This is a genomic window from Paraflavitalea sp., from assembly GCF_059502485.1.
In genome coordinates this window covers 364967-388764 of sequence record NZ_JCACET010000010.1, presented here as the reverse complement: position 1 = coordinate 388764, position 23798 = coordinate 364967, and the positions used below count along the sequence as shown (strand labels likewise).

Sequence of the window (23798 nt, the reverse complement as noted above, 5' to 3'; positions counted from 1 at the left end):
ATCGGTCTATATTCTTGAGAAAATCACAATTAATAAAGAGATACCTGTGGCAATCAGGCTGATGTTTCTTGTTTTAACCGCATCTGTTGAAGCGATCTTTGATTTGCCCGGTTCTACATATATCATATCACCCTGCTTCAGATAGAAGTAGGGGGAGCTGAACATATCGGCTGAGTTGAGGTTGAACCTCACGTATTGTTTTTGTCCCAATGAATCGCGTATCAGCAGCACGTTCTCTCTCTTTCCGAAGATGGTAAGATCACCAGCCATGCCAATGGCATCGAGGATGCTTACTTTTTCATTGGGTACTACATAAGAGGCCGGGCGGGCTACTTCGCCCAGTATGGTGATGCTGAAGTTGGCAAAACGAACGTTGACTACAGGGCTGTTGTAGAACTGGGAGACCTTGTTGCGGATAGAATCTTTCGCTACGGAGGTAGTTAAGCCTGCTACTTTGATCCTGCCGATCACGGGCAATTCGATGGTGCCCTGGTTATCTACCAGCAATCCCGATATGGGCGTTGGTGCCACTGGTGAGGTAGAGGAGCCAGGCTGTATGGCAAAGGAAGTAGTGTTGCCCGCTGTCAATACTGTATTGACCTGTGGGTCGAGTGTAAGGATGGAAACCTGTAAGATGTCGTTGGGCTGGATGACCGGATCACTGAAGCCGAGGCTTGGGATATTCCTGGCACCCTGATAAACTGTATCGGGGATGTTTTTGAAGTAGGTGATCTTTTTATCTGTACCGCATGAACTGGCAAAGATGATAATGCATACGAATGCAGTGATAGTAATGGATAGACTTAACCGGCTCATGGGTTTCATCTGATATTAGATTTTTAACTAATGGTTTTTTCAATGGGCCTGCTCATGTATCGACTACCCGGGCAGGCAAATGATGCTAAATAAGTTGATGGCAAGTAACCGTCCAATTCCCAAAAGGGGATATAGAATCTAAAAACGGGACAAAATGGTGTTTATTATAAACCTACCTATTTAATTTTTAATTATTTAAGACCCTGCCTGAACATATATGAATGGGGTTGTATGTGATAACGGTAAATTAATATTACGTGTGTTGTATATAGCAAAAAAAAGTGATCCCAACCAACGGTTGGGATCACATAATGGGTTAGGATAAATAGAGTAGGGATGGTTGGGTCTTCATTATAATCTTACGGCATCTGATAATCTTACCTGTACTACGTAAGTGCCTTCCATCATCACCCGGAATTCGAATCGGGGGTTGGCTGATTCTGACCTGGCAGATTTGTTGTCTACATGTACAAAATTCGCGGGTATGCGATAATAAATGAGGTATCCCCAATCAGTAGCAGGTGTCACGTATTTGGCCATGGGGAAGGGAGCCACTTCAAAATCGCAGATCATAGCAGTATCTGTAACCTGAACTTTATTGAAGCGGGCATAGTTCTCGAAAGTGGGACGGTCACCTCTGCGGATGATCTCACCTGACTTTGGATTGAAAGGTATTCCGTTCTTGTCCACTATTTTGAGGATCACCCTGGCTCCTTCTCCTGAAACACGCGTACAGGTTACCTGTGGAGCCTTCATGTCAGTAAAAGCTTCGGTGGGTGTTGCTGAGGCAGCGCCAGAGCTGATGAAGGTGAAATAATCTTCATTATAAGGGTCCAGCACCTGTATCTGTCCGATGGAAGGGAACACTTTGGTGCCGCGTACGTTTTGCATTTCCACATCGAAGTCGTACTCTCCGAGCGGCAGGCGCGTTGAACCCCTGTTGAATACGATCTGCCCGCTCTTTTCATTAAAGTTCATGGGCTTTATCTTCTGCACTTCTCTTTTTAAGTTGAGGAGCGCAATCGTGGTGTCGGTTTCCGGATTGAAAGCCAGCCCATCTTTAAAAACGAGGAGCTCATATTCGGTATCGAATTCCTTCGGGGCTGGTTTACCATCTTTGGTACGCAGGTTCACCATTTTAAAGGTGTAAGGAGGCGTGGAGCCGTCACCTTCAATGGGAGCAGATTTCACGAGTGGCATACCTCTTTTACAGAGGATAACTTTATCCTTGTAACGTACCAGGTCACTCATAAACCCTTCCTGGATCTTTTCGCAGGCTGTTAAGATCACCAACAGGGCTGCTGCTATGTATATTATCTTTTTCATGAATTATTTATTTAGTAGGATTGGCCGGTTTAGTTCAACCTTTCGGTATTAAAGAATAATCGGTGGTTGCCGGACAGTACATGGATAATACCGGTCGTCGTAATGATCCCCGATGTCTGGCAGTCGAACGGCATGTCTTTTTCTGCAGCAGGAACGGAAGCCGGGTTGGGTTGCAGGTCATCCCGCGTGCCGATCACTTTCGTAAAACGTACATAGTCCACTTTGTTGAGGTAGTCGCCGTAGTCCTGCGTCCTCCTGAGATTGATGAGGAATTGTATATTGTTGATAGGACCCAGCACGCTGTTATATAGCTGCCCTGTTACCGTCATCTGGTCACGGTTGATCTTTCCTTCAAACATGTATGTTTTAAGAGAGTCCTTCATTTCATTTACAGGCAGGCTGTCGATGGAGTAGGGCAGGTTTTCATTGCCCAGTTGCACCCCACGTTTTATTTTCCTGGCCTGAACGAAGTCAGCAACTCCGTAGTTGGTGGTAGCAAAGAAAGTAATGTTGCCATTCACTGCATCCTTCATGCCGGCGCGGTCGATGATCTTGACCAGTGAGTCGAATACAGGCTGCGACTTCAGGAAGTCGTAGGTACTCATGTTCACGAATGCATTGCTCTTGCCCCCGTCGTTCTTATAACCATCCTTTTTACAGGATGTCATACAGGCAACGGCGATTATGATGATTGTAAGATTAATATACCTGTTCATAAGTTGTTTTTTTCCTTGATTAAACTTTACCGATCCAGTACGTGGTTTGCTTCAGCAGCGGGTTGTAGCGGAAGAGCAGGGGGTCGAGCGGCAGATAAAACCCTTCTCTTTTGAACCGTACCTCATCTACTGGCAGCCAGTCTACGTTGTTCTTGTACTCCCTGGTACGCAGCAGGTCGTAGAAAATATGTCCTTCGAGGAACAGTTCTTTTCCTCTTTCGATAACATATTGTTCCATCACTTGTGCTTTGGTAAGTCCATGCGCTACAATGAGGTCTTTATCATTTGGATCAGCAGGATTTTTGATGTGTGCACCATTCCGTTTTCTGAAGAAGTTGATGATGTCTGCTGCAGCATCCGGATTGTTCTTATACAGTGCGATCTCTGCTTTCAGCAGCATCATATCTGCCAGGCGGAATATGATCATATTGTTGCTGAGGTAGGGCTCGCGTTTGTTGGGGCTTCTGTAGTATACGTTTGCATACTTGATGCAGGAAGGTCTGTCTTGTTTTACGTAATCGAAATTCTTCCTGTACCGAACATCGGTAGTGTCGGAGATCGTTTTATTTTCATCAGGCAGCCAGATCCATTGTGTGCCACTCCACCACCAATGCGCTGGAATAAATTCACCGCTGATCTTAAAGTGCCTGCTCAGATAAGCCTGGGGCACAAAGAAGCGTGGGTTGGAGCCGAAGTTGTTTACGTAATCACCACGGAGGAAGGACATGCCGATATGGCCTACTGAACCTTCGAGATTGTCTTCGCTGGCTGCCAGCTCAAAGATGCCTTCGCCGCTCTTGCCGATAAAAGTATTGTAGTAGCGGCTGGTATCGGTAAGCATATAACCGCCGAGCGTCGTGATCTTATCGATAGCGGTATCTGCGCTGTTGATATCCTGCATATTGGGCTGGTCGCTGTTCACATTACTCATCGTACCGCGCCAGAGGTAGAAGTGGGTAAGCAGGGCATAGGCCGATCCTCTGTTGGCAATAACGCCCCACTCGCTGGAGTTCTCATAGCCCCAGCTAAGCAGGCTGGCAGCCATTCTTGCATCCTTCTCTATCTGGGTGTAAACATCTGCTTTGGGATTTCTTGGCAGTTGTGGAGCAGAGATAGGGTCTTCATAGGTAGAAGTGATCAAGGGCACATCACCCCACACGCGCGTCATGGCAAAGTAAGTAAGCGCCCGCAGGAAGTAGGCTTGTCCCAGGATGCTGTTCCTGAATTTTGCCGGCTCTTCTTCATCCGTGAAGAGGTCGGGCGATACAGCTGTTGCCTTTTCGATGATGAGGTTAGACATGGCGATGGACTTGAAATGCTTGCTCCAGTTGCCAAGTGAGTTGTAGTTATAGCTACCGGTGAAGTCGCCATTCTGAATGGCTTCAAGACCATCTGCTCCGCCGCGGTCACCCTGATACTGTACGGTGAAATAGTTTTTAGCCATGGCGTCTCCGTACATATAATAATAGATCTTTCCGCCATTGTAGCTCCAGCTATCACCTGGATCGGGACCGAAAAAGGCGGCACGTACCAGTGAATAGTTTCCTGCCATGGCCGACCTGTAATCTCTGGCGTTCTTCCAGAATGCATCAGCATAAGTTGAGTTCTTAGGCTCCTGGTTGAGGAGCTTTTTGCAGGAGCTGCCCGCCAATAAACATACTGCAGCTACCAGGCATATTGTATAGATATTTATTCTCTTCATAAAATTGTCTGTTACCATTAAAAATTAACTTCAAATCCTACTGTGAACTTTTTAGGAATAGGGTACCCGGCGCCGCTGTATTCACCATAGGGGCTTACTGCTTCTGCATCCGGGAGCTTTTTAGATTGCTGTATCATGAGCAGGTTGTCGATGATACCAAAAACGCGCAATCTGCTGATGCCGATCTTTTTCACTACCGCGTCGTTCAGGTTGTAACCCATGTTCACACTTTTCACCCTGAAGTAGCCACCTTTTTCGAGGAAGAAGGTTTGTGCACTGGTGTAGTATGCTCTCCAGGAACCGATGTCGTACTTGGCATAAGTTGCTTTGTCGCCTGGTTTCTTCCAGATATCGATCTTATCGAAGTCAGGAGTAGAGTAACGGGCAAATTCACGGGCATCTGCAAAGGAGGATGTGTTGAAGATATCCGATTCAAAGAGGTTGAGCACATCCCTGTCGAAAGTGAAGGTGCAGAACACACTCAGGTTAAATCCTTTCCAGGTAAGGTTGTTGATCCAGCCGCCGGTGAATTTAGGATTGGGGTCGCCTACAGGAAATTTGTCTGGGTTTACCCAATCGTTATAGATGTCGATGAAGCTATTGCCATCGAGATCGGCCAGGTAAAATTCTCCACCCTGGTAGGCGCCATTGCCGCCGAGGCGATCGCCTGTGTAGGGGTTGCCTGGTACATCATCATCCGTGGGGAATACACCCAATGTTTTGTACAGGTAGAATGAGTTGATCGGTCTGCCTATGGAAAGAATGTGCGCTTTGTCAAAGCGGTCACCACTCATCGGCAGGTCTCTGCCGCCATTGGGCAGACTCATGATGGTATTCTTATTATAAGAGATGTTGAAAGTTGATTGCCATTTCACCGGGCTGTTCCGGGAGAGCGGATTAGCAGTGAAGGTAAGTTCCACACCTGCATTCCTTACGCCGATAGAGTTGGTCATGGCCTGATCGTAACCAGTCGTTACGGGCAATAATACGCTGAACAGTTGCAGGGAACTCTCTTTGTTATACACATCGAAGGAGGCGGCATATTTTCCGTTCATCCATTCGAGGTCTGTACCGATGTTCCACTGCATTGATTTTTCCCAGCTCAGGTTCTTCTGCGCCACGCCACTGGCAAAGTTGGGTGTCACGGCAGCTTGTCCGTTGTAAGAAGCCGAGCCTGTGTTGCCGGCAAATGCACCAGCGTTTACATTGTAAAGGCTATACTGCAGGTAGTTAGAACCTGGCAGGCTTCCTGATGTACCAAGACTACCTCTTAATTTAACGAGGGTAAATGGCAGGTTGGAAGCTTTTAAGAAGTTTTCTTCTGAGAGTATCCAGCCTACGGATGCAGAGGGGAAGAAGCCCCATTTGTTGTTCTTACCGAAACGGGAAGATCCATCTCCACGCAAGCTACCAGATAACAGGTACTTGCTGTCGAAGTCATACGACAACCTGCCGTAGAATGACAACAGCCCGAATGCCTGGTAATCGGATGAAGCTCTTATACGATTCTGCATGAAGCCCTGTACCACTTGTATCTGGTCTGATACGCCGTTGGAGCCTGATGCTGCGATCGTTTGGTTCTCGTTGAACTGCACGTCTGAACCTACTACTGCACTGATATTGTGCTTGGAAAAGGACTGCGTATAGGTCAGGAAGTTAGACGTGAGCAGGTTCACGTTGTTGCTGGAATAGGCCGATGAATAGTTACCGTTGTTGTTTTCCAGTGCATTGGTGCGCGTATAATCTCTTCTCTGCAAGTTTAGCATGTAAGAAGACTGGGAGCTCAACCGCAGGTTCTTGGTAATCTCATAGGTCAGGTTGAGGTTGAACGAGAACATGTTGCCAACGTTCTTATCCAGGTTCTTATCATATTGTCCGAGGAGGAACTCCTTTTTTTCAGGATCGATGGCGAAAAGCGAAGAGGGCATATTACCTGCACTGAGGTCAATGGGGCTGGCTGAGCTACCGCTGCCACGGGCACGATCAGTGCGGGAGTAATAGATGATGGGGTTGATATCCAGTTTGCCCTTGAGTGATTTGGCGTTCATGTTCAGGCGCATGGCATAACGCTGGAAGCCGGTGGCCTTGATGATACCTTCTTCGTCAAAGTAGCTGGTGCTGAAGCGATAGGTCATTCCACCTTCGGAGCCACCGCTCAGGCTAAGATCGGCACTTTTGATAATCCCCGTCCGGTAAAACATATCCTGCCAGTCCGTATTGCCATTGAAGGCCGGGTTCAGACTGTCTGTTAACATCATGGGCAGATTGCGCTGATTGGCATAAGTAAGCTGGCGTTGGAGAATGGCCATCTTTTGCCTTCTTTCCGAAGTGCCTAATGTAGCATCGCGCAATTCAGGCCGCTGGGTGATGCCTGCATATACTACAAGCGCAACCCGGGGGGCGCCGGTCCTTCCTTTTTTGGTGGTGATGAGGATAACGCCGTTGGCCGCTCTTGAACCATAGATGGCAGAAGCAGATGCATCTTTCAATACATCTATCGACTCGATATCATTGGGGTTAATGCCTGCAAGGTAGTTGGTACCTGTACCTGTGTTGGGGCTGGTATAAGTTTCTGAAGGTTGAGGAACGCCATCCACTACATATAATGGCTGGTTGATAACGTTGTAACCATCTGTGTCGAATTCGCGGCTCACGAGTGAGTTGCCACGTACGGATACAGTGGGTGTAGCGCCGGGCTGCCCGGAGAAGTTCTGTACGTTTACACCCGACAGACGACCTTGCAATAACTGGTCGAAACTGGCTGCCGGCAGATTCTCTATTTCCTTACCCGAAATACTGGAAATAGCCGCAGTGGTTTTTTTACGGGTGATCTTTTGATAACCGATCACCACGACACCTTCCATGCGGGAATCTGATTCTTTCAGTGTGATAGTAATGCTTAGATCGTTACCGACTTTCACTTCCTGGCTGTTGAAGCCAACAGCGCTGAGCGCAAGTACATCACCGGCCTTTGCCTGGATGTTAAATATGCCTCTTGCATCTGTTTGTGCACCTACGTTGGTGCCTTTTAACATGACAGAAACTGCTTCGACAGGCTTCCCCTTGGAATCCTGCACGACCCCTTTAATGGGAATTTGAGCAGACAATGAAAGTACTGTGCATAGAATGGACAGCAGGAGAGTAAATTTTCTCATGCAGAGAGTTTGGTTTTTGATGTAAATAAAATGTCCTTAAAGTCGTGTTAAAATTATCTTAAATGGCAGGAGGCTTATTAATGTATCTTAATCAAGATTAACCAATTTTTACCCTGATGAGGATCGTAGCAAGATTACTTTACATATGGAGTGGAGTCATGATAATTTTGAGCGAAGAGTATTGCAAAGGGTATATAAGTGTATTATAGACACGATTATGATTAATCCCAAAACCATCCAAGTACTTCTACAGAGGTTTGAATTTGCACAATTTTCAGTGTTACTATGAATAGTATTATGCTTATAAAGAAAACCCCAACATGGCTTAGCCTGATATAATTTGGCTTTTGATACTTGTCCAGTAAATCTGCAATGCCCAGTACTAACCAAACGGGGATCACCAGTGTGCATAATAAAAATAAAGGATTCGTTATCTCTGTTAAGGTCTCGAGTCCTTTTATCTCATTGGCTGCGGTTGCTTGTGGGCTTTTGCTGTGTCCGTAGTAAAATACGATCAATAGCGATACTAGGAAGTACAGCGGACTAAGGCACAAAAACCACTGTATTATATTGACTGCTTTTTTGATCGTATGGGTTGTTATTCTTATTGAAAAGTAAGTAAGTGATAAATACCGGATTGCTCCGGGCAAACCAGTAAGTGTTTCAAGGGTAAAACGTGTGGTTTTAAGATATAAGTGTACAGGTGATCGTAAAGGTTCGGGATTCGGATTTCGTATTTTTACGACAGGTGTGTAAAATCCTGAAATTTGATAATCAAGCAGTTTTCCTCTTGTGTTAAAGGATTTGTAAAACTACTTTTACACTGTTGATAAATGATACGGTTTCCGAAAAAATCCAAACATCCTGAAAGACCGCAATATCCAGGAAAAACCAAACGTCCAGAGTCCAACGTCCAAAAAGAAACCAACCGGAACAATATCATTTAAACAACCATTTAAAATTCCAGTATCGATTATCCAATTATCCCGGAAAATCTTCATGGTTAATGTTCATCTGAATCACGTCCAAAAGATTTTAAGCCCCGCACCTGCGGGGCTTTTTTATGCCCATCCCTGGAGAAATAACAACAAGCTATCACGTATAAACGGCTGTCTGTGTAGAAGAGAGGTGGGGTGGGCAAGAGGGCGTATATTTATTGAAAGTACTTAGCCATGAACTTCCTGCGCCTTTCCGGCAGTGTTGTCTGCCTGGTATTCCGTCTCTGGCGCAAGCATGCCGCCGGGCTTGGTGTGTGGGCGTGCTTGTGCCTGACAGGTTGCGGTTCTAAACTATTTCACCCGGCGTCTGAAGAAATGGGTAATGCTGGTGTCTCATTATGATGGCTCAAAATGGAGCGCCTCTGAGCCTGCACCCTTTGCTGATACTGCCTATGCGGAAGCTGATGCTGCTTTTGCGCCGGATGGCTCCGTATATTTCATTTCCAACCGGCCACGTAATGCTGCAGATACGCTTCGTGATTATGATATCTGGCGCATGCACCCGTTGAATGGTGGCTGGAGTGAGCCCGAGAATGTTGCTGTTATCAATTCCGATAGTACAGAGTATTATATCTCTTTTGCTGAAAATGGCAATCTCTATTTCGCTTCCTTTCGCGCCGGTGGTTATGGTTCGGGTGATATTTATGTAAGTAAGCTGGTCAACGGTGAATATACCACACCGGTAAACCTGGGTCCGGCGATCAATGCTGCCGGCACGGAGCATGATCCCTGCATTTCCCCTAAAGAAGATTACCTGGTCTTCACCGCTGCCGAAAGAAAAGACACCATTGGCGAGGCCGACCTGTATGGTTCCAAACTGGTAGCCGGCAAATGGTGTCCTTCCGTTAACCTCGGCAAGCGGGTAAATACACCTACTTATGAGTATTGTTCTTACTTCTCTCAGGATGGTCAATACCTGTTCTTCAGCAGTGACTTCGATGTGAAATGGGTAAAAGCGAAGTATGTGCTGGCGGATATTGATCGGAAATGCAGGTAAATGTTTTGGATAAGAGTAGTAGCTTGATTATAAATTTCGCTTGTTACTTTCAATGGTAATGAACGCTGGCAAATAATCGGGTGTACAACCTTTTGATACCATTTCATCTTTATAAAGGCCTGTTTTCTCCCCAATGGTAATACACCGGTTCCGGTATTTTTTTTCATAAACTCCAATCCAGCCCGCTGTGAAATTCATCGCCCATTGCACTGCTGGTTGTTCCTTAGCAATATTAGCTTCTATTTTAGTTAATAGTTCTGGAGTATTTGCAGGCGGTGTTTGTCCCGTCCACCTTAAACGAGCCTGGTAATACCAGAATATCCGTCTCTGAAGAGTAGAAAGACTATTTTCCCATGATTCAATCAGTGCAATCGTTTTCTTGTTTTTCATGAGTTGATTCGCCATAAACCAGTCCATTAGCTGGTTTTGCTCGTCCAAAGGATGAATCTGCATGTCGCTATCAAGCACATTAATAAAGTCCTGTGAAACGCGCTTATTGTCCATAATCAGGATGGCCAATAGCCGGGGATAAAAGCGCCCGGTAGACCATAGCTCTGTAGCCAACTCGTGATCCATCTTGATATCCTTCGCAATCTTCCGTATGTCTCCCAGCTTGGTTTGGGTGTCGATCTGACCCAAAATGTTTTCAGCTTTTGAAGAGTATTTCATGACAATCATTTTTATTTTTCTCAGGGAATATCACGTCTTTTCCACAAACTTGCGGAGAGACTGGCCAAGTATGCTGTTCCAGCCTTCGTTGAAGCTCGATTGTGCAAAATCCGGATTGTCTTTCGGGAATGTGTCCAAACCGGCATGGGTTAACTTTAAACGTGTATTGTCCTTGCCTTCGCTGAATAATTCAAAAGTTACCAATGAGTGCCCCGCATAACCTTCATAACTCCAGGTGTAAGCAAGTTTTGTTATTGGGTTAGCTTCAACAACTTTACACTTATGCACATAGATTTTCCCATTGCCCTCCGCTGAAAATTGAAATTCAAATCCAACTTCCGCTTTGAAATCAGAAACTTCAAAGTACCACTGTTTCATTTGGTCTTTGTTGGTAATCGCTTCCCAAACTGTTTCTATGGGAGCTTCGTAAGTACGTTCGATTACTACTATTTTCTTGTCCATTATTTGGATTTTTTAGTGTTCTTAAGAAATTTGCCCAATGCGTCCAGTTTGGTCTCCCAAAATTGTTTGTACTGCGTTATCCATTCATTTACCTCGCTCAGCTTTTCCAGTTTCACTTCATAAATACGTTCGCGTCCCTGTTGCTTCATCGCCAGTAACTCACATTCTACCAATATTTTCAACTGCAGGGAAATGGCCTGTTGGCTGATGTCGAACTGTTGAGCAATGGAATTTACATTGGCAGGTCCTTTGGCAACAATACCAATAATGGCCCTTCGTGTAGGGTCTGCTATCGCTTGAAAAACGTCTCTTCTGGCTTCCATAAAAGCACAAGTATTTGCTTGTAAATATAAGTACAAGCATTTACTTGTGCAATTTTTATTTTTATAACAGGCTTATTGCATAGGCCGGATTTTCTGCAACTGCATCCACACGATGGCCAGCAGCATAATAATGATCCCGGCCCATTGTAGCGGAGCGATTGGCTCGTCCAGCACAATACCGGCACATATTACAGCTACCGGTAGCTCTGCTGTCATAATGATGGCGCTGATGCCTGCGCCTATGCGGGGTATGCCCTGTGCAAAAAGTACAGGAGGGATGATGGTGCCAAAGAGTGCAAGGAACAAGGTCCATTTGATCAATCCCACATCGAAGTGATGCCCAACGGTAAGCTGGTGAAAATTCACGACCGCTATTCCGATGGTTGAGCCGGTCATGATGATGGCGCTTTTTTTCAATGCTGGTATCGTAATGCCGATCCGGCTATTGGCTACTACGTAGATGGCATACAGAAATGCTGATGCAAGTGCGTATAGTGTCCCCTTTATGAAGGCGCCATCAACTTGTAGGTGTGTCATCCCGCTGGCCAACACTGTGCCCACCAGTATCACGGCAATAGTGATCAGCTGTATGGCATCCGCTTTCTTTTTGAAGATGATACGATCGAGCAATACACCCATCCAGGTAAACTGCATCAGCAGAATAATGGCCACCGATGCAGGGATGTATTTTACGGATACATAGTACACGAAAGTAGTAAGGCCAATGGCGGCACCTGTAATCAATACCGGCCAGTTGGCAGCGCCGCTGGCCTTTATTGCTGTCTTTTGTTGTTTACGTTTCAGCCAAACACACAGCCACAATACAAGCATGCCTGTGAAGGCTTGTGTAACAGATATACCGGCGGCCGTATAACCTTCACGATACGCCAGTTTTACGAACGTAGAGAGTATACCGAAGCTGCAGGCTCCGGCGAAAACCATCAATATGTATTTAGTCATTGTTTCCGGTTGTAATAATAAAAAGGCATTAATAGAGAATGCAATAACAACCGGGCTACGTGGTTACAAACCGCGAAGAATATAGAATGTTCCGGTCATTATGCAAATGCAACCGGAGGAGGAGGTGTGGAGGAAAGTATTCTGTGATTCATTTGTATCTTCAATTGTACTACAATAATAGCAAGAAATATCCAATCTCAGGCAATTCAGCATAGGGGTGTTTTCTTGCACGGGCGCCCGCCATAATACTCAGGCTGTATCTTTCCGGATCGAATTTTACCCGCATATAGGGTGGGGTACGCTTATTGGCTGCTATCAGTAGCTGAAGTCCGCTCATTCGATCCGTTCTTTTAGGTAGATAATAGACGTAATCCAGAAAAAGGTATTGCAGCAGGTACCTGTTGTAGTCGTCGAGTTGTTCATCGGCGATCATGGTGAGCAGCTTTTGCTCGAATGCAGCACGGTGTTTGGTTTCTGCAAAAGCCCTGCCCACCCTGCTGGCCGAGCTGAAGTAATGGTTTTTAGCGCCATTACTCACGTGCAGTGCTGTACCAATAAGCAGGTTGGTTACATCTATGTCAAGCTCTTCAAGTTCCCGGATATAAGTTTCGCGTTCCTGTTGGGCATAATTGGAGTTGAAACTCCGCTCCGCAAAGTCATTCATAATGTCAAGGTGTGCCCGGATAAAGACCGGCCAATCGGCTACTGCTGCCGCCATTTGTCCGATTTCCATGATGTGGCGGCGCGGTGAATTGTCTCTGCTGCACAGGCCCACCACGATCTTATTGCGTTTCATCAGGAGAGCCGCCTCTTTTGAATGGTAGGCTGTCGTAAAATACTCAAAATCTTCTCCCGTAATGTATTTCCCTTTTAATGCTTCTGCTATTGCATCGTTCAAAAGTGTTTTGAAAAACGGCCGGGTACTGAGGCTGTCCTGTATGTACCGGTGTCTTACGCTATCCCAATTATATTGGCCGGATTCCTCTTTGTGTGTACGTTGATATTTTTGCAGCACCTTACTGGTATGTTGCTTCACATATTTCATGAACCGGTCATACTTAGGACTGTTTTTACGTGGTTCTCCACCTTCATCCTCTTCGAGATAATAAAATCTCGATGATATGGCGTTTTCCAGGAACATGGTGCTGTTAGTATCTATTAGACAGTCGGTATATACAATGTTGCGAGCATAGGATTCAGGAAGGGGGTGGGTGGCAGGCGGCGTTAACAGATATATTGCGCGTATTTTTTCTTTAAAATACGTAGATGTTTCTTCAGGATCATCGTAATCGAAGATCCAATGGCCGAGCTTCCCTTTCAGCCTCTTGTGGCAGCTCTCGGTGACCCCTACGCAATTAGCAGTTACCCATAAAGGATCATCATATTCATCTGCGGTTATATTGGTGTATTCAAGCGTATTTTGTTTCCAAAAGTTTATTTCAGCACTTTCTGTGAAGAGGTTATTAGAATCGATTTTGGCAAGAGGGTATTTTTCTTTGAATGCCTGGTAAGAGATGCCATTTTGTATATCCCGGAAGGCAGCCTTTATATCACCGGTATCGAGTATTATATAGTGTCCTATGGCTTGTTTGACTGAGTAATAGGTGGTATTGAATGAACACTGCTTATACTTCAGGTTGAGCGAGTCGACGGCATACTTCAGGCGTGCCATGGTTGGCGGGTCGTATACGAGCCCGTTTTCATATACTGGCAAGTCTTTTACCTGGGCTATGCCTGTGGTAAACAGGACCATCCCTATAAGCAGGGCGTGCATTTGTTTGGCTAACATAATGTCGTGAAGGGTTATGCCTTCTCAAACGCATCGTTTACCCGGTAGCGTATAGCCATTTTCCTAAAGAAATGTAAATATGTGATAGAGCCTACCCCCGGCGGGAGCGCATGGCCCTTACGTGCTGGAGCGTTTTGTCTTTGGCCAGCTTTTTATACTCGGGTGAATCAACAGCATAGATAGCCACTTTGCCTTCGCCATCGCTATGCACACCCCAGCCATAACGTTTGGCCAGCGGAGAGGAGCGGAGGCAAGGTTGCCCTTTGGCAAAGAATTGTTCACGTGCGGCAGGTTGTTCGGTACGGCTGATCTGGTTTCTTTCGGCAAACACCTCGAACAGTACATCGTCGGATGTGTATTTGTAGGGATTGTTGGCAATGAGGTCAAACTGGCTATTGGCTACAGTTTTGTTATCTCCTTTTTGTGGAGGTACTTCTCCTATTCTCACCGGGCAATCGTCGGCTACCTCAATGAAAGTGTTTTGGTAGTTAGTGGTGTGCGTCCTGGAATCCTTCATGGCTTTCGATGTATGATAAACGGGTCAAGTGTACTCTCCCAAGTTAGCACAATTTCCGGTCAGTATGCCAGGGCTTTTGGCAGGCCTGAATGATTTTTAATTTGCCAGTTTATTGGGAATTATGACTTTTTTCTTACATTTGATGTAGCCTACTGTGATATCCTTTTTTGATTCCCCTGTTAGTCCAGGCTGCTATTTATAGCAGTGGACATTGATCCTGATACATATTTTCCTGTTTTGTTTACTGACTTATTTTTTCGAATGAAAAAGTATTTATTACCCATTTTCCTGTTGCTTGCCCTGCTGATCGCCACCGGTCTGGCATGGGCCCAGGGGATTTAATCGTTTCACATGTTTACCATCAAAGTACGCCCTAACCCGGTTGATGATGTTGTTACCGTTGCTGGCCTGGCTCCCGGAAGCCAGCTATGCCTCATCGACGCTTCAGGTAATGTTGTAGCCAATGTTGTTACCACCAAAACGACCCAGGAGATCGACATGCGAACCCTTTCCCGGGCTTCTTACATTTTGCAGGTGTTGTATGATAACAAAATGGTCAAGAGTGTTCAATTGACCAGGCAGTAGCTGGTTGCTTATTTCCACACAGGTATATCGAGGTAGCTGTTGTTGTACCATTGTACAAGCAGCGGCGCCCCGGCATTTTTAATGGTCTCGGTGCTCACGTCTTTGCCGGTACCGTAATTGATCTGCTCAAAGGGGCTTTTGTTGATGTTCACGATGGCTACTATCCTGCTTCCTTTACTAAGTTGCCTGCCGGTGATGTAGCTGTTGTCAAAAGGAATGATTTCTTTTTTCCCTGGTGTTAGCAGTTGCCTGTTGGTGTTGCTGCGCGCAAAACTCGCACGTCCCATATAGTACGATAAGTAAAAGTATCTTCCATCCGGCATTTGTTCAAACAAGGCAATGCTGTAGTCCATGTCTTTCTTATTGATGCTGGCTACGATCTCTCCCGTAAATCTTCCTGTTATTTGCAGGGGCTCTTGCAATGGAGCTGTCTTATACACCAGCCCGTTGGCAAACACGCTGTCGTAGATGATGCTATTGGCGTAGTAATAGCTGCGCCGGCTTGTGCGATCGGTAAAGTCTATCTGCTGACTTACCGCCTGTTGTTTTAACGGTCGTTGTGGACTGAGTGTATGATGGGCGCTTTTATTATCAGGGGTTAGATAAAGCCGCAGCGTATGATTACTCATTTGCTTTAGTGTGGGCACATGCTTCCATTCGTTGGCGCCCATCACCTGGAAGTTGATATAGTCTTTTAGCATAGCTGGTTTAGGACCACCCTTGAGTATATGATCGAACCATTGGTAAATGATAGCATGAATAGGAATGTTCGCTACTGGATCGATGCGATAGTTGTTGTATACCGAATCGGGATAACCTTGTGATCCGAAATGTCCATAGGGGCCAATCAATAAATAGTGTTGAGCGTTAGGGTTGTACTTGAGGTGCTCTCGGAGATAATAAGTGGCGCCTATTTGTCCGCCGTCGTAATAGCCGGTAGTAGTGAGCACAGGAATATTGATCCGCGCAAAATCCTGCTGATAAGGGATCATGCTTTGCCAATACTTATCATAGGTAGGATGATCGAGCCAGCGTTGAAAGATCGCATTGCCCGGACGTCCGGCCAGCGTGTCGAGTGCGCGGTAGGAGCGTCCTTCTTCAAACCATCGTTCGTATACATCGCCCCATTGACGACTATTATAATCTGCAGTGTCCAGCCATTTGTTATTGGTAGTATAATAGATCCACGGAAAGGGAAAGCTCATAAATACATTGTTGGTCATGGGCACATCGAGCCCTGGCGCAGCAGAAGCAGAGGGCACAATGGTTTTCAGCGCAGGGTGCAGGTGCTTGGCAGCAGCCCATTGCACAAAGCCACTATAGCTACCTCCATACATGCCTACCTTGCCATTACTCCAGGTTTGATGCGCAATCCAGTCGATGACATCGTAGGCGTCGGCGCCTTCATGTTCATAAGGCACTATCGCATCAGGACTGTATCTTTTCCCCCTTGTATAGGCTACTATCCCCACGTAGCCCTTATCCACTGCTGCTATCGCTTTTTTGATATCGGTTTTGCGTGCATAAATGGTAATGACGAGGATGGCAGGCTGTGGCATAGTAACGCCTGCTTTTCTTACTACCAATGCAGAAATATGAGCGCCATCCCTGGTTTTGATCAGTACGCTGTCGTCGATGATGTACTGTTGGTTCGTGCTGCTGTCTTTGATGGATGTTGATTGTGCAGTCAATCGAATGCTTGCTATCAGGCATAGAAGTGCCAGTGAGAAAAATGCTCTCATAATAGTGTCTTTAAAAATGAATGAGTTATTTACGCTATAGTCTGCTCTTGTTTTTGAATGCTGCCGATTGCCGGGTCGATAGAGTAAGTGCAGTACCTGTGTGCAGACTTACCTGTAGTCTTCCGTCGGGCAGCGGTTGTGCTTCCTTGATAAAGTTGGTATTGATGATGGCAGTTCTGCTGGTCCTGAAGAACGTTGCCTGGTCAAGCTGTTTTTCCAGTTGATTGAGCGATCGTTTGATGTATGCCTTTTTGTTGCCAAAGTACAGCCGGGCATAGTTACCGGTAGATTCAATGAGGTAGATGTCCTTTACCTGGATAAAGTGATATTGTTCCCCTTCTTTAATGAACAACGTATGCGTGCCGGGCAGTGTTTCAGTAGCATTGGTCCTGGCTGAGAGTTTTGTCCTGATCTTTTCTATCGCCTGTGCAAAGCGTTCTTCACGGATGGGTTTTACGAGATAATCGAGCGCGTTGGCATCGAACGCCTGTACGGCATATTGGTTGTAGGCCGTAGTGAAGATCACTTCGGGCAATTCATCGAGCGATTCCAACAGATCGAACCCGGTGCGTTCCGGCATTTGTATGTCGAGGAAGATAAGATCGGGTTGAAGCATATTGATCTGTTGCTCCGCCTCGTCGGCGTCTGCCGCTTCTGCCACCACTTCAAAATCGTTATAAGGCAGGAGGTGGCGCCTGATCTCTTCACGGGCCAGTCGTTCATCATCGATGATCACGGTGCGGTAGGGCTTCATGGGCGCGGCATTGTGATAGTGGCTAATACGGTTTCAGTAGTTGACTGTGTCAGGTGCAGACTGGCTTTGCCGCTAAACTGCAGTTGCAGGCGCTCCTGCAGGTTCTTTAATCCCAGCCCGCCATTGTGTTGCCCCTGTAATATGCCCGGGTTTTGCACGGTTGCCTGCAGGTGGCCATTGTGCTGTTCAACCTTGATGCTGATCGTTCCGCCACTTTTACGTTGAGCTATCCCATGCTTGATCGCATTTTCCACGAGGGTTTGTATGCTCAATGGTAGGATAGGAGTGTGCGCCAGCTGAACATCTATTGCTATCTCTGTATGCAATCGTTGTTCGAAGCGTAGCTTTTCCAGTTCAAGATAATCCTCCACCAATGCCATTTCCTGTTGCAGAGTAATGAGCGGCGTATCCCTGTTATATAGAGCTGTACGCAACACTTCAGAGAGCAGGTCGATGGCCCTGCGGGCTGCCTGTGGGTCTTCCATCACCAGCGCCTTTATATTGTTGAGCGAGTTGAAGAAGAAGTGCGGATTGAGCTGGGCCGCAAGATTATTGAGCTGCGCCTCTTTGGCAATGATGGCCAGCCGCGCGCTTTCTTTAGTGGCATTGATCTCGCGCTGGGCGTAATGATAACCATAATAAGCCAGCAGCCAGATGCTCATGAGGCGCATGCCGGTCATAAAGGTCGTAAGGGTTGCCGCCCGGAAGCTTTCTTCCAGTGTTCCGGTAAAACCATATTCGAACCAATACCGGATGAGGTGGTTTTTAACAACCGTCAGTATTACAAAAAGGCCTCCGAGGATCACCACGGCAGGTATGAGCCTGGTGAGAAGTTTACGTGGCGGGAGCTGATGCCATCCCTGGCGCACGGAGATCGTACGGTACAGGTGTGTCAAAGGAATATAGATAAGAAGATCACCTACAAAGTGGATAACTGCCAGCCAGGGGCTGAAATTGGTGCCTATAAACCCTATAAAGTTCCAATAAAGTGAAGCCACGGACCAGCCGGTAAGCTGACATTTCCAGTAAAGTGATAGGCTCCGTGTAGCTTTCATGGCTGTGTCGTCTGTTTGTATCGCAAACCAACAAAATCTATCCGTTATGATGAAAACAAAGTACAGGAGCGCGTTTCAGCGGGTGATGGGCGTTGTGCGATGAACCTGACTGGATAAGTTATTCAGTCTTATCAGGTTACAGGGGTTCGTAAATTTACGATTCGCTCCGTAGTTGATGCAGTTCAGAGATTGGGCAGTTTTGCTCTTGTATCCACAAGTGGGGATAAGTATTTTTGTATTGTTGATTAATTGATACGGTTTCCAAAAATCCAACGGCGCCCATGGCCAAATATCCAGAAAAACCAAGGCTCTGATAGCAACCAATATCCAAAAACCAGGAAACAATATCAGTTAACGGCCCTTCAAAATCCAATGTCGATATCCAATTATCCGGGAAAAGCTGTGTGATTTATTTTCCTGATGACCGTCCAAACGATTTAGAGGCCCTGATTTTTCAGGGCCTTATCTTTTTATGTACTTTGAAAGAAAAACCATGGAAAGCAATAACCACCCTACGTTTGGTCACGGTAAGATCTGCTATATAGAACTCCCAGCCACTGATATTGCTGTCTCTGCTTCCTTTTACGAGGCTGTTTTTGGCTGGACCATCCGCGAACGCGAAGACGGGTCTGTGTCGTTTGATGACGGCGTAAACGAGGTTAGCGGCGCCTGGGTCACCGGCCGGGAACCCGCCAACGGTTCGGGCCTGATGGTAAGCATCATGGTTACCGACATGCGGAAAACCCTCGAGGCAGTGGCTGCGCATGGCGGCACTATTACTTTACAGCCCGACTTCAATTCCTCAGCTATAGTAGCGCTATTCCGCGATCCCGGTGGTAACATACTGAGCCTTTACCAGCACTCGCGATAGATGATCCTGTCAGGATTCAAACCTGGGACCTTCGCGGCCACAGGTCGATATGCTTTACTCATTTAAGTTGCGTTTGTTTGTTAGTACGCTGTTATCACTGCGGGCATTTGATCAAAATGCTTTATTTTGATGCCTTTACTTATTCAACTGCCTGTATGTTTAAGACCCTGACGTTCTGCTCTGCCATCTTCCTCGTAATTAGTTGTTCTAATAAGCTGCATTCCGGTAAATCGCTCAGTAATGATGGCGTTGCCAATTGGTATGCTTATGTAAAAGATCATAAGTACGAAAAAGCGAGCGATGTCTATCAATTTACAGACAGCATGATCCGTCTGCATGGCGATAAGGCGGGCTACCTGATGTCTAACAAGTCCTACGGTGATTTCGAACTGACGCTGGAGTTCCGCTGGAATATGGAGCCGGCTTATCAACGGGGCAGTGGCAAGAAGAACAGCGGTGTAATGTACAATGTGCCGGATACTGCGCATGATATGTTGTGGCCTGCAGGTATCCAGTTCCAGGTAAAAGAGGGCGCTACCGGCGACTTAATATTGTTAGAGAATGTAACACTGACCGTGCGTGATACAACCCGTGCTCCCGGGAAAAGCGTAGCAGTGTCACGGCTTAGTGAGCAAGAGAAACCTTTAGGACAATGGAATACCATTCTTATCAGGAATATTCAAGGGAAATGTTCTCAATACTTAAACGGCATATTGGTCAACGAAGGCACGAATGCATCTTCTAAAACCGGCCGTATTTTACTGCAATACGAAGGCTCCCCGATTGACTTCAGGAACATTGCAGTGAAAACTTTAAAATGATACTATAAAAAAAGCCGCCATGATGATGGCGGCTCGATGTTATGTAACGATGTACATTACTGTACCCATTTAAGTTTGCTAACTACTTTATTTGCCTCTTTTAGTTTTTCAGGAAACAACACTTTCCCAGAGAGTTGGTCAAGAGACTTATCTCTCTTGAGTTTAACTCCTAATGAAGCAGCCCCCTTTAACTTTTTCTTTGCCTTCATATTACAAATTTAATTGTTTTTTCTCTTAACGACAAATCCGTAATATTCTTTACCTTTTTTAAACCCTTCTGCCCAGAAGATATTGTTGATGAGGTTTACACCATAAATCTCAAAGTCAAGGTTTAGTTCAATGTGATTGTTAGTTATGGCCATGCGATATAGCCTTGTCCGACTGGGGGTACTGCCTGTGAAGAAGATTGACTTATCAGGATAACGCGCTGAAAACTCATATACGGCTGCTGCAACAGTCGCTAAAATTTTATTTCTGTCGAGGTTGTCATTCTTAATATGATCATCAATATGTCCATCCGGTAGTTGGTTTCCAAAGGCGAGGTTATAAATTGCAGGATCATTGGTAGGTGCAAACTGTACAACTATTGATATATCTCCTTTAGGTCCTATACTATTAAACTTAAAATCAAGTGCATCTCCTGAAATCAACAGGGGCTCATATTTTTCATAGTTCATTGGCAAGCATAATTGGAGCGCAATATTATGTAATTATTTGTAATATATTGAATGCTGCGAACCTGCATATAGAACTTTCTCATAGCGAACATCGCGTGTGAACTCACTAAAGCCCGCGTCTTTATTGTCCTATACTCTTGCCCGTAATTTTACGAAATAGCCCGTAGATGGTGAAGTGATGCGAAAGGGCGGTTTTGCTCTTGTGCCCGCGGGCGCTGGATTGTAGCTTTGTATTGTTGATTAAATGATACGGTTTCCCAAGTCCAATGTATCCATGAAAAACCAGTCTTAAATAGGGATGCCAATATCCGAAAAACCAAAGGAAACAATATTATTTAATGAACAACCAAGCCTTATCCTGATCCAATATCCAGAAGAACTAAAGGTTAAGTTTTCCTGATCACGTCCAAAAGATTCTGTACAAGGGCGAGTTGTTTTTCCAAACGACTCGCCTTATTGTTTAAGCTCTTTTGTATAGCGGTTAACCTGTATACGAAGTTTATTTGGCTACCTGTAAGCAATAGGGTAAATTAGGTATCCTAAAACCTTATTGTATGAAATATTTTCTAACCTTGCTATTGGTTGTCTTTTCTGCAACCGTTTTTGCCCAATCTGCTACTGCTGAAAAGGAGGCCAAAGAAGAAATCCCCTCAACAACACCTTCCAATCAAGTAAACAAGACTATCGCCGGAACTGTAAGTGATATATGGGATAATTCCCGGATTCCTGGTGTAAATGTATTGGTATTAGGAACTACCCAGGGAACAATGACAGATAACCTGGGACATTTTTGGTTATATGTTCCTGAAGACAGCGAATTGGTATTGCTCTTTACATTTATAGGATATCAACCACAAGCTGTTCCTCTTACTTCAGCAACTGTTTATGATGTACAACTGACTCCAGACATTTTTTTATCGCTCGATGACCGCATGAAGCGATAGTATGATCAGTGCCCCGCATGATTATACTGTACATACAGTTTCTCCTCTTCAATATCCAGCAGCGACAGGTATTTACGAATGATCGCATCATCCACTTCTTTCTTCGTATTCAGGTGGTGTAATAGTTGCCTTTGTGCATTCAGTATTTCAAGGTACACCAGCCGGAAGTGCGGGTAAAAAGTGGCCGTCTCCTCGGGCAACGTAGTTGTCTGCGTCATTGTCTGCAGCATCGTCACTTCTGCTTCGAGCCGGTGCTCGAGGCTTTGCAAGAGTTTATTGGTTTGCAGCTTTTCTGCATGTTGTTGCTTCAACAACAGTAGTGCCGCCTGCGACATCTTCTTTCTCACAGCAGCATCCTGTTGTTCTTCTGGTATCGTTGCATCGGGGTCTTCCAGTTTCAGCCATTTGATCAGCAAAGGCAGTGTAAGCCCTTGCAATACCAGTGTCACGAGGATCACCGAGAAGGTGATGAAGAGTATGAGGTTACGCTCCGGGAAGTGAGCGCCATTATCGAGGTACACGGGTATCGACAAGGCAGCTGCCAGCGATACTACGCCCCGCATGCCTGCCCAGCCCAGCACCAATGGCCCTTTCCAGCCTGGTCTATTGTCGGCGGTAGTAATGTATTGACTTACCCACACGGTGAATACGGATGCGCCCAGTGTACAGAGTATACGCAACACGATAATCAATGCTGAGATCGCCAATCCATAACCAATGGCAGTGCCCAGACTTACACCACCAAGGTCTTTGATCACCACGGGCAGCTCAAGACCGATAAGCATAAATACCAGTCCGTTCAAAACAAAGCTGATCGTTTCCCACACATTCCAACCCTGTATGCGGCTGCGGTGGTCGAGGAACTGGTGACTGCGTATCGACAGGAAAAGGCCACCACTCACTACGGCCAGTACGCCGGAAAAATGAAATTCTTCCGCCACGATGTACATGGTATAGGGCGCAAGGAAGGAGAGTACAATGTTGATGGGCGGGGTGGTGGGCAACCAGCGGTGCAAAGCATAAAATACCAGTGCTATGAGTACGCCGATGAGGATACCCATGACGATAACGAGTAGGAAGTTGATGGCTGCATCCCGGAATACGAAGTTACCGGTGCCGACTGCTATAAGTGCAAACCGGAATACAATAAGGCTGGCCGCATCATTGAGCAGGCTTTCGCCCTCAACAATAGAAAGTAATCTCCTGGGGACTTTCACAGTCTGCATCACGGATGCGGCAGACACCGCATCAGGCGGGGAGATGATACCTCCCAGCAGAAAACCCAGCGCCAGCGTAAAGCCCGGAATAAGCCAATTGGAAAATACAGCTACCACGCAGGAGGTAAGGAGCACGATGAGAAAAGCAAAGCTGCCAATCACCCGCCGCCAGCGCCAGAGCTCTTTCCACGAGGTTTTCCACGCCGCTTCATATAGCAGTGGCGGCAGGAATATGACGAATATGAGCTCGGGATCTATTTCGATGGGCGGCAATCCGGGAATAAAGCTGATGGCCAATCCGGCTACTACCAGCAGGATAGGATAAGATACTTTGATCTTTTGCGCCAACATGACCAGCAACATGATAACGAGGACCAGGATGATATAGGCGATGAATGTATGGTGCATTACGCAGGTAGCTTTGTTTATTCAGGGTAAAAATAACGAAGTATTGAAGTTGTCGGATGGTGTTTAAAAAAATATGAGCTTTTTTATTGACATTTTTGGTGTTTGCGTCCATCCGCCCGGCAGAAAACCGCACCACTTTCAGTTGGTATACGCCGGGTAAAGGAAGGCGTTGAGAATGTTTCGTTTGTTAAGCCTGTGCGACCAATATATAATTTTGCCGGATGCTTCCCGAATGCCACATAACCGTATTTATTTAATTATAAATGCATGGTGTAACCGCACAATACGGCTACT

22 protein-coding genes are annotated in these 23798 nt (G+C 46.0%); 5 read left to right on the top strand and 17 right to left on the bottom strand.

The features are described from left to right. Nucleotides 1-6: 6 nt before the first annotated feature. The 5 genes from AC5JBY_RS18815 to AC5JBY_RS18795 form a co-directional block, all read right to left on the bottom strand. Nucleotides 7-825: a polysaccharide biosynthesis/export family protein gene (locus AC5JBY_RS18815; RefSeq protein ID WP_495906183.1), complete on the bottom strand. Its 819-nt coding sequence runs from the start codon at nucleotides 823-825 to the stop codon at nucleotides 7-9. Nucleotides 826-1167: 342 nt separating this feature from the next. Beyond that, a complete protein-coding gene (locus AC5JBY_RS18810) occupies nucleotides 1168-2142 on the bottom strand; it encodes a hypothetical protein (RefSeq protein ID WP_495906182.1) in 975 nt (324 codons plus the stop codon). Between the two features lie 29 nt (nucleotides 2143-2171). After that, complete coding sequence (locus AC5JBY_RS18805) at nucleotides 2172-2858, bottom strand: hypothetical protein (protein WP_495906181.1); 687 nt, start codon at nucleotides 2856-2858, stop codon at nucleotides 2172-2174. Between the two features lie 19 nt (nucleotides 2859-2877). After that, nucleotides 2878-4560 carry a RagB/SusD family nutrient uptake outer membrane protein gene (locus AC5JBY_RS18800; protein WP_495906180.1) on the bottom strand — a complete coding sequence of 561 codons (1683 nt, stop codon included), beginning with the start codon at nucleotides 4558-4560 and terminating at the stop codon, nucleotides 2878-2880. A gap of 17 nt (nucleotides 4561-4577) precedes the next feature. Continuing rightward, nucleotides 4578-7715 carry a SusC/RagA family TonB-linked outer membrane protein gene (locus AC5JBY_RS18795; RefSeq protein WP_495906179.1) on the bottom strand — a complete coding sequence of 1046 codons (3138 nt, stop codon included), beginning with the start codon at nucleotides 7713-7715 and terminating at the stop codon, nucleotides 4578-4580. 1320 nt (nucleotides 7716-9035) lie between these two features. On the opposite strand from AC5JBY_RS18795, the gene AC5JBY_RS18790 reads away from it, so the two are divergent. Continuing rightward, the gene (locus AC5JBY_RS18790; RefSeq protein ID WP_495906178.1) at nucleotides 9036-9710 is read left to right on the top strand and encodes a TolB family protein; all 675 of its coding nucleotides are present in this window, start codon (nucleotides 9036-9038) and stop codon (nucleotides 9708-9710) included. Between the two features lie 27 nt (nucleotides 9711-9737). Here the strand turns inward: AC5JBY_RS18790 and AC5JBY_RS18785 are convergent, their stop codons facing one another. The 6 genes from AC5JBY_RS18785 to AC5JBY_RS18760 form a co-directional block, all read right to left on the bottom strand. Next, complete coding sequence (locus tag AC5JBY_RS18785; protein ID WP_495906177.1) at nucleotides 9738-10379, bottom strand: DNA alkylation repair protein; 642 nt, start codon at nucleotides 10377-10379, stop codon at nucleotides 9738-9740. Between the two features lie 30 nt (nucleotides 10380-10409). After that, the gene (locus AC5JBY_RS18780; protein WP_495906176.1) at nucleotides 10410-10841 is read right to left on the bottom strand and encodes an SRPBCC family protein; all 432 of its coding nucleotides are present in this window, start codon (nucleotides 10839-10841) and stop codon (nucleotides 10410-10412) included. Beyond that, nucleotides 10841-11164, bottom strand: coding sequence for an ArsR/SmtB family transcription factor (locus tag AC5JBY_RS18775; RefSeq protein WP_495906175.1), 324 nt, complete (start codon nucleotides 11162-11164; stop codon nucleotides 10841-10843). The genes AC5JBY_RS18780 and AC5JBY_RS18775 overlap by 1 nt, the downstream gene beginning before the upstream one ends. Nucleotides 11165-11236: 72 nt before the next feature. Then, nucleotides 11237-12124: an EamA family transporter gene (locus AC5JBY_RS18770; RefSeq protein ID WP_495906174.1), complete on the bottom strand. Its 888-nt coding sequence runs from the start codon at nucleotides 12122-12124 to the stop codon at nucleotides 11237-11239. Between the two features lie 169 nt (nucleotides 12125-12293). Further along, the gene (locus AC5JBY_RS18765) at nucleotides 12294-13913 is read right to left on the bottom strand and encodes a hypothetical protein (RefSeq protein WP_495906173.1); all 1620 of its coding nucleotides are present in this window, start codon (nucleotides 13911-13913) and stop codon (nucleotides 12294-12296) included. Nucleotides 13914-14004: 91 nt separating this feature from the next. After that, a complete protein-coding gene (locus tag AC5JBY_RS18760; protein ID WP_495906172.1) occupies nucleotides 14005-14430 on the bottom strand; it encodes a DUF6157 family protein in 426 nt (141 codons plus the stop codon). Between the two features lie 351 nt (nucleotides 14431-14781). Here AC5JBY_RS18760 and AC5JBY_RS18755 point away from each other — a divergent pair, with 351 nt between their 5' ends. Further along, nucleotides 14782-15015, top strand: a complete 234-nt coding sequence (locus AC5JBY_RS18755) for a T9SS type A sorting domain-containing protein (protein WP_495906171.1) — start codon at nucleotides 14782-14784, stop codon at nucleotides 15013-15015. 8 nt (nucleotides 15016-15023) lie between these two features. On the opposite strand, the gene AC5JBY_RS18750 is transcribed toward AC5JBY_RS18755, so the two are convergent. From AC5JBY_RS18750 to AC5JBY_RS18740, 3 genes are read right to left on the bottom strand one after another with little or no spacing between them, the layout of a single operon-like run. Further along, nucleotides 15024-16757 (bottom strand): CocE/NonD family hydrolase, encoded by a 1734-nt coding sequence (locus tag AC5JBY_RS18750; protein ID WP_495906170.1) that lies wholly within the window; start codon nucleotides 16755-16757, stop codon nucleotides 15024-15026. A 34-nt stretch (nucleotides 16758-16791) separates the two neighbouring features. Continuing rightward, the gene (locus tag AC5JBY_RS18745; RefSeq protein ID WP_495906169.1) at nucleotides 16792-17511 is read right to left on the bottom strand and encodes a LytR/AlgR family response regulator transcription factor; all 720 of its coding nucleotides are present in this window, start codon (nucleotides 17509-17511) and stop codon (nucleotides 16792-16794) included. Continuing rightward, a complete protein-coding gene (locus tag AC5JBY_RS18740) occupies nucleotides 17508-18566 on the bottom strand; it encodes a sensor histidine kinase (protein ID WP_495906168.1) in 1059 nt (352 codons plus the stop codon). Before AC5JBY_RS18740 ends, AC5JBY_RS18745 begins: the two co-directional genes overlap by 4 nt. 493 nt (nucleotides 18567-19059) lie before the next feature. Between AC5JBY_RS18740 and AC5JBY_RS18735 the strand changes: the two genes are divergently transcribed. Together AC5JBY_RS18735 and AC5JBY_RS18730 are read left to right on the top strand one after the other, a co-directional pair. Next, nucleotides 19060-19437: a VOC family protein gene (locus AC5JBY_RS18735; RefSeq protein ID WP_495906167.1), complete on the top strand. Its 378-nt coding sequence runs from the start codon at nucleotides 19060-19062 to the stop codon at nucleotides 19435-19437. 155 nt (nucleotides 19438-19592) lie between these two features. Then, complete coding sequence (locus AC5JBY_RS18730; protein WP_495906166.1) at nucleotides 19593-20258, top strand: 3-keto-disaccharide hydrolase; 666 nt, start codon at nucleotides 19593-19595, stop codon at nucleotides 20256-20258. Nucleotides 20259-20314: 56 nt separating this feature from the next. Here the strand turns inward: AC5JBY_RS18730 and AC5JBY_RS18725 are convergent, their stop codons facing one another. Both AC5JBY_RS18725 and AC5JBY_RS18720 read right to left on the bottom strand, forming a co-directional pair. Further along, on the bottom strand, nucleotides 20315-20467 hold the full coding sequence (locus AC5JBY_RS18725; RefSeq protein WP_495906165.1) for a hypothetical protein: 153 nt from the start codon (nucleotides 20465-20467) through the stop codon (nucleotides 20315-20317). 9 nt (nucleotides 20468-20476) lie between these two features. After that, nucleotides 20477-20935, bottom strand: coding sequence for a DUF6934 family protein (locus AC5JBY_RS18720; RefSeq protein WP_495906164.1), 459 nt, complete (start codon nucleotides 20933-20935; stop codon nucleotides 20477-20479). 554 nt (nucleotides 20936-21489) lie between these two features. Here AC5JBY_RS18720 and AC5JBY_RS18715 point away from each other — a divergent pair. Next, nucleotides 21490-21879, top strand: coding sequence for a carboxypeptidase-like regulatory domain-containing protein (locus AC5JBY_RS18715; protein ID WP_495906163.1), 390 nt, complete (start codon nucleotides 21490-21492; stop codon nucleotides 21877-21879). Between the two features lie 5 nt (nucleotides 21880-21884). On the opposite strand, the gene AC5JBY_RS18710 is transcribed toward AC5JBY_RS18715, so the two are convergent. Then, nucleotides 21885-23504, bottom strand: coding sequence for a Na+/H+ antiporter (locus AC5JBY_RS18710; RefSeq protein WP_495906162.1), 1620 nt, complete (start codon nucleotides 23502-23504; stop codon nucleotides 21885-21887). Nucleotides 23505-23798: the final 294 nt, after the last annotated feature.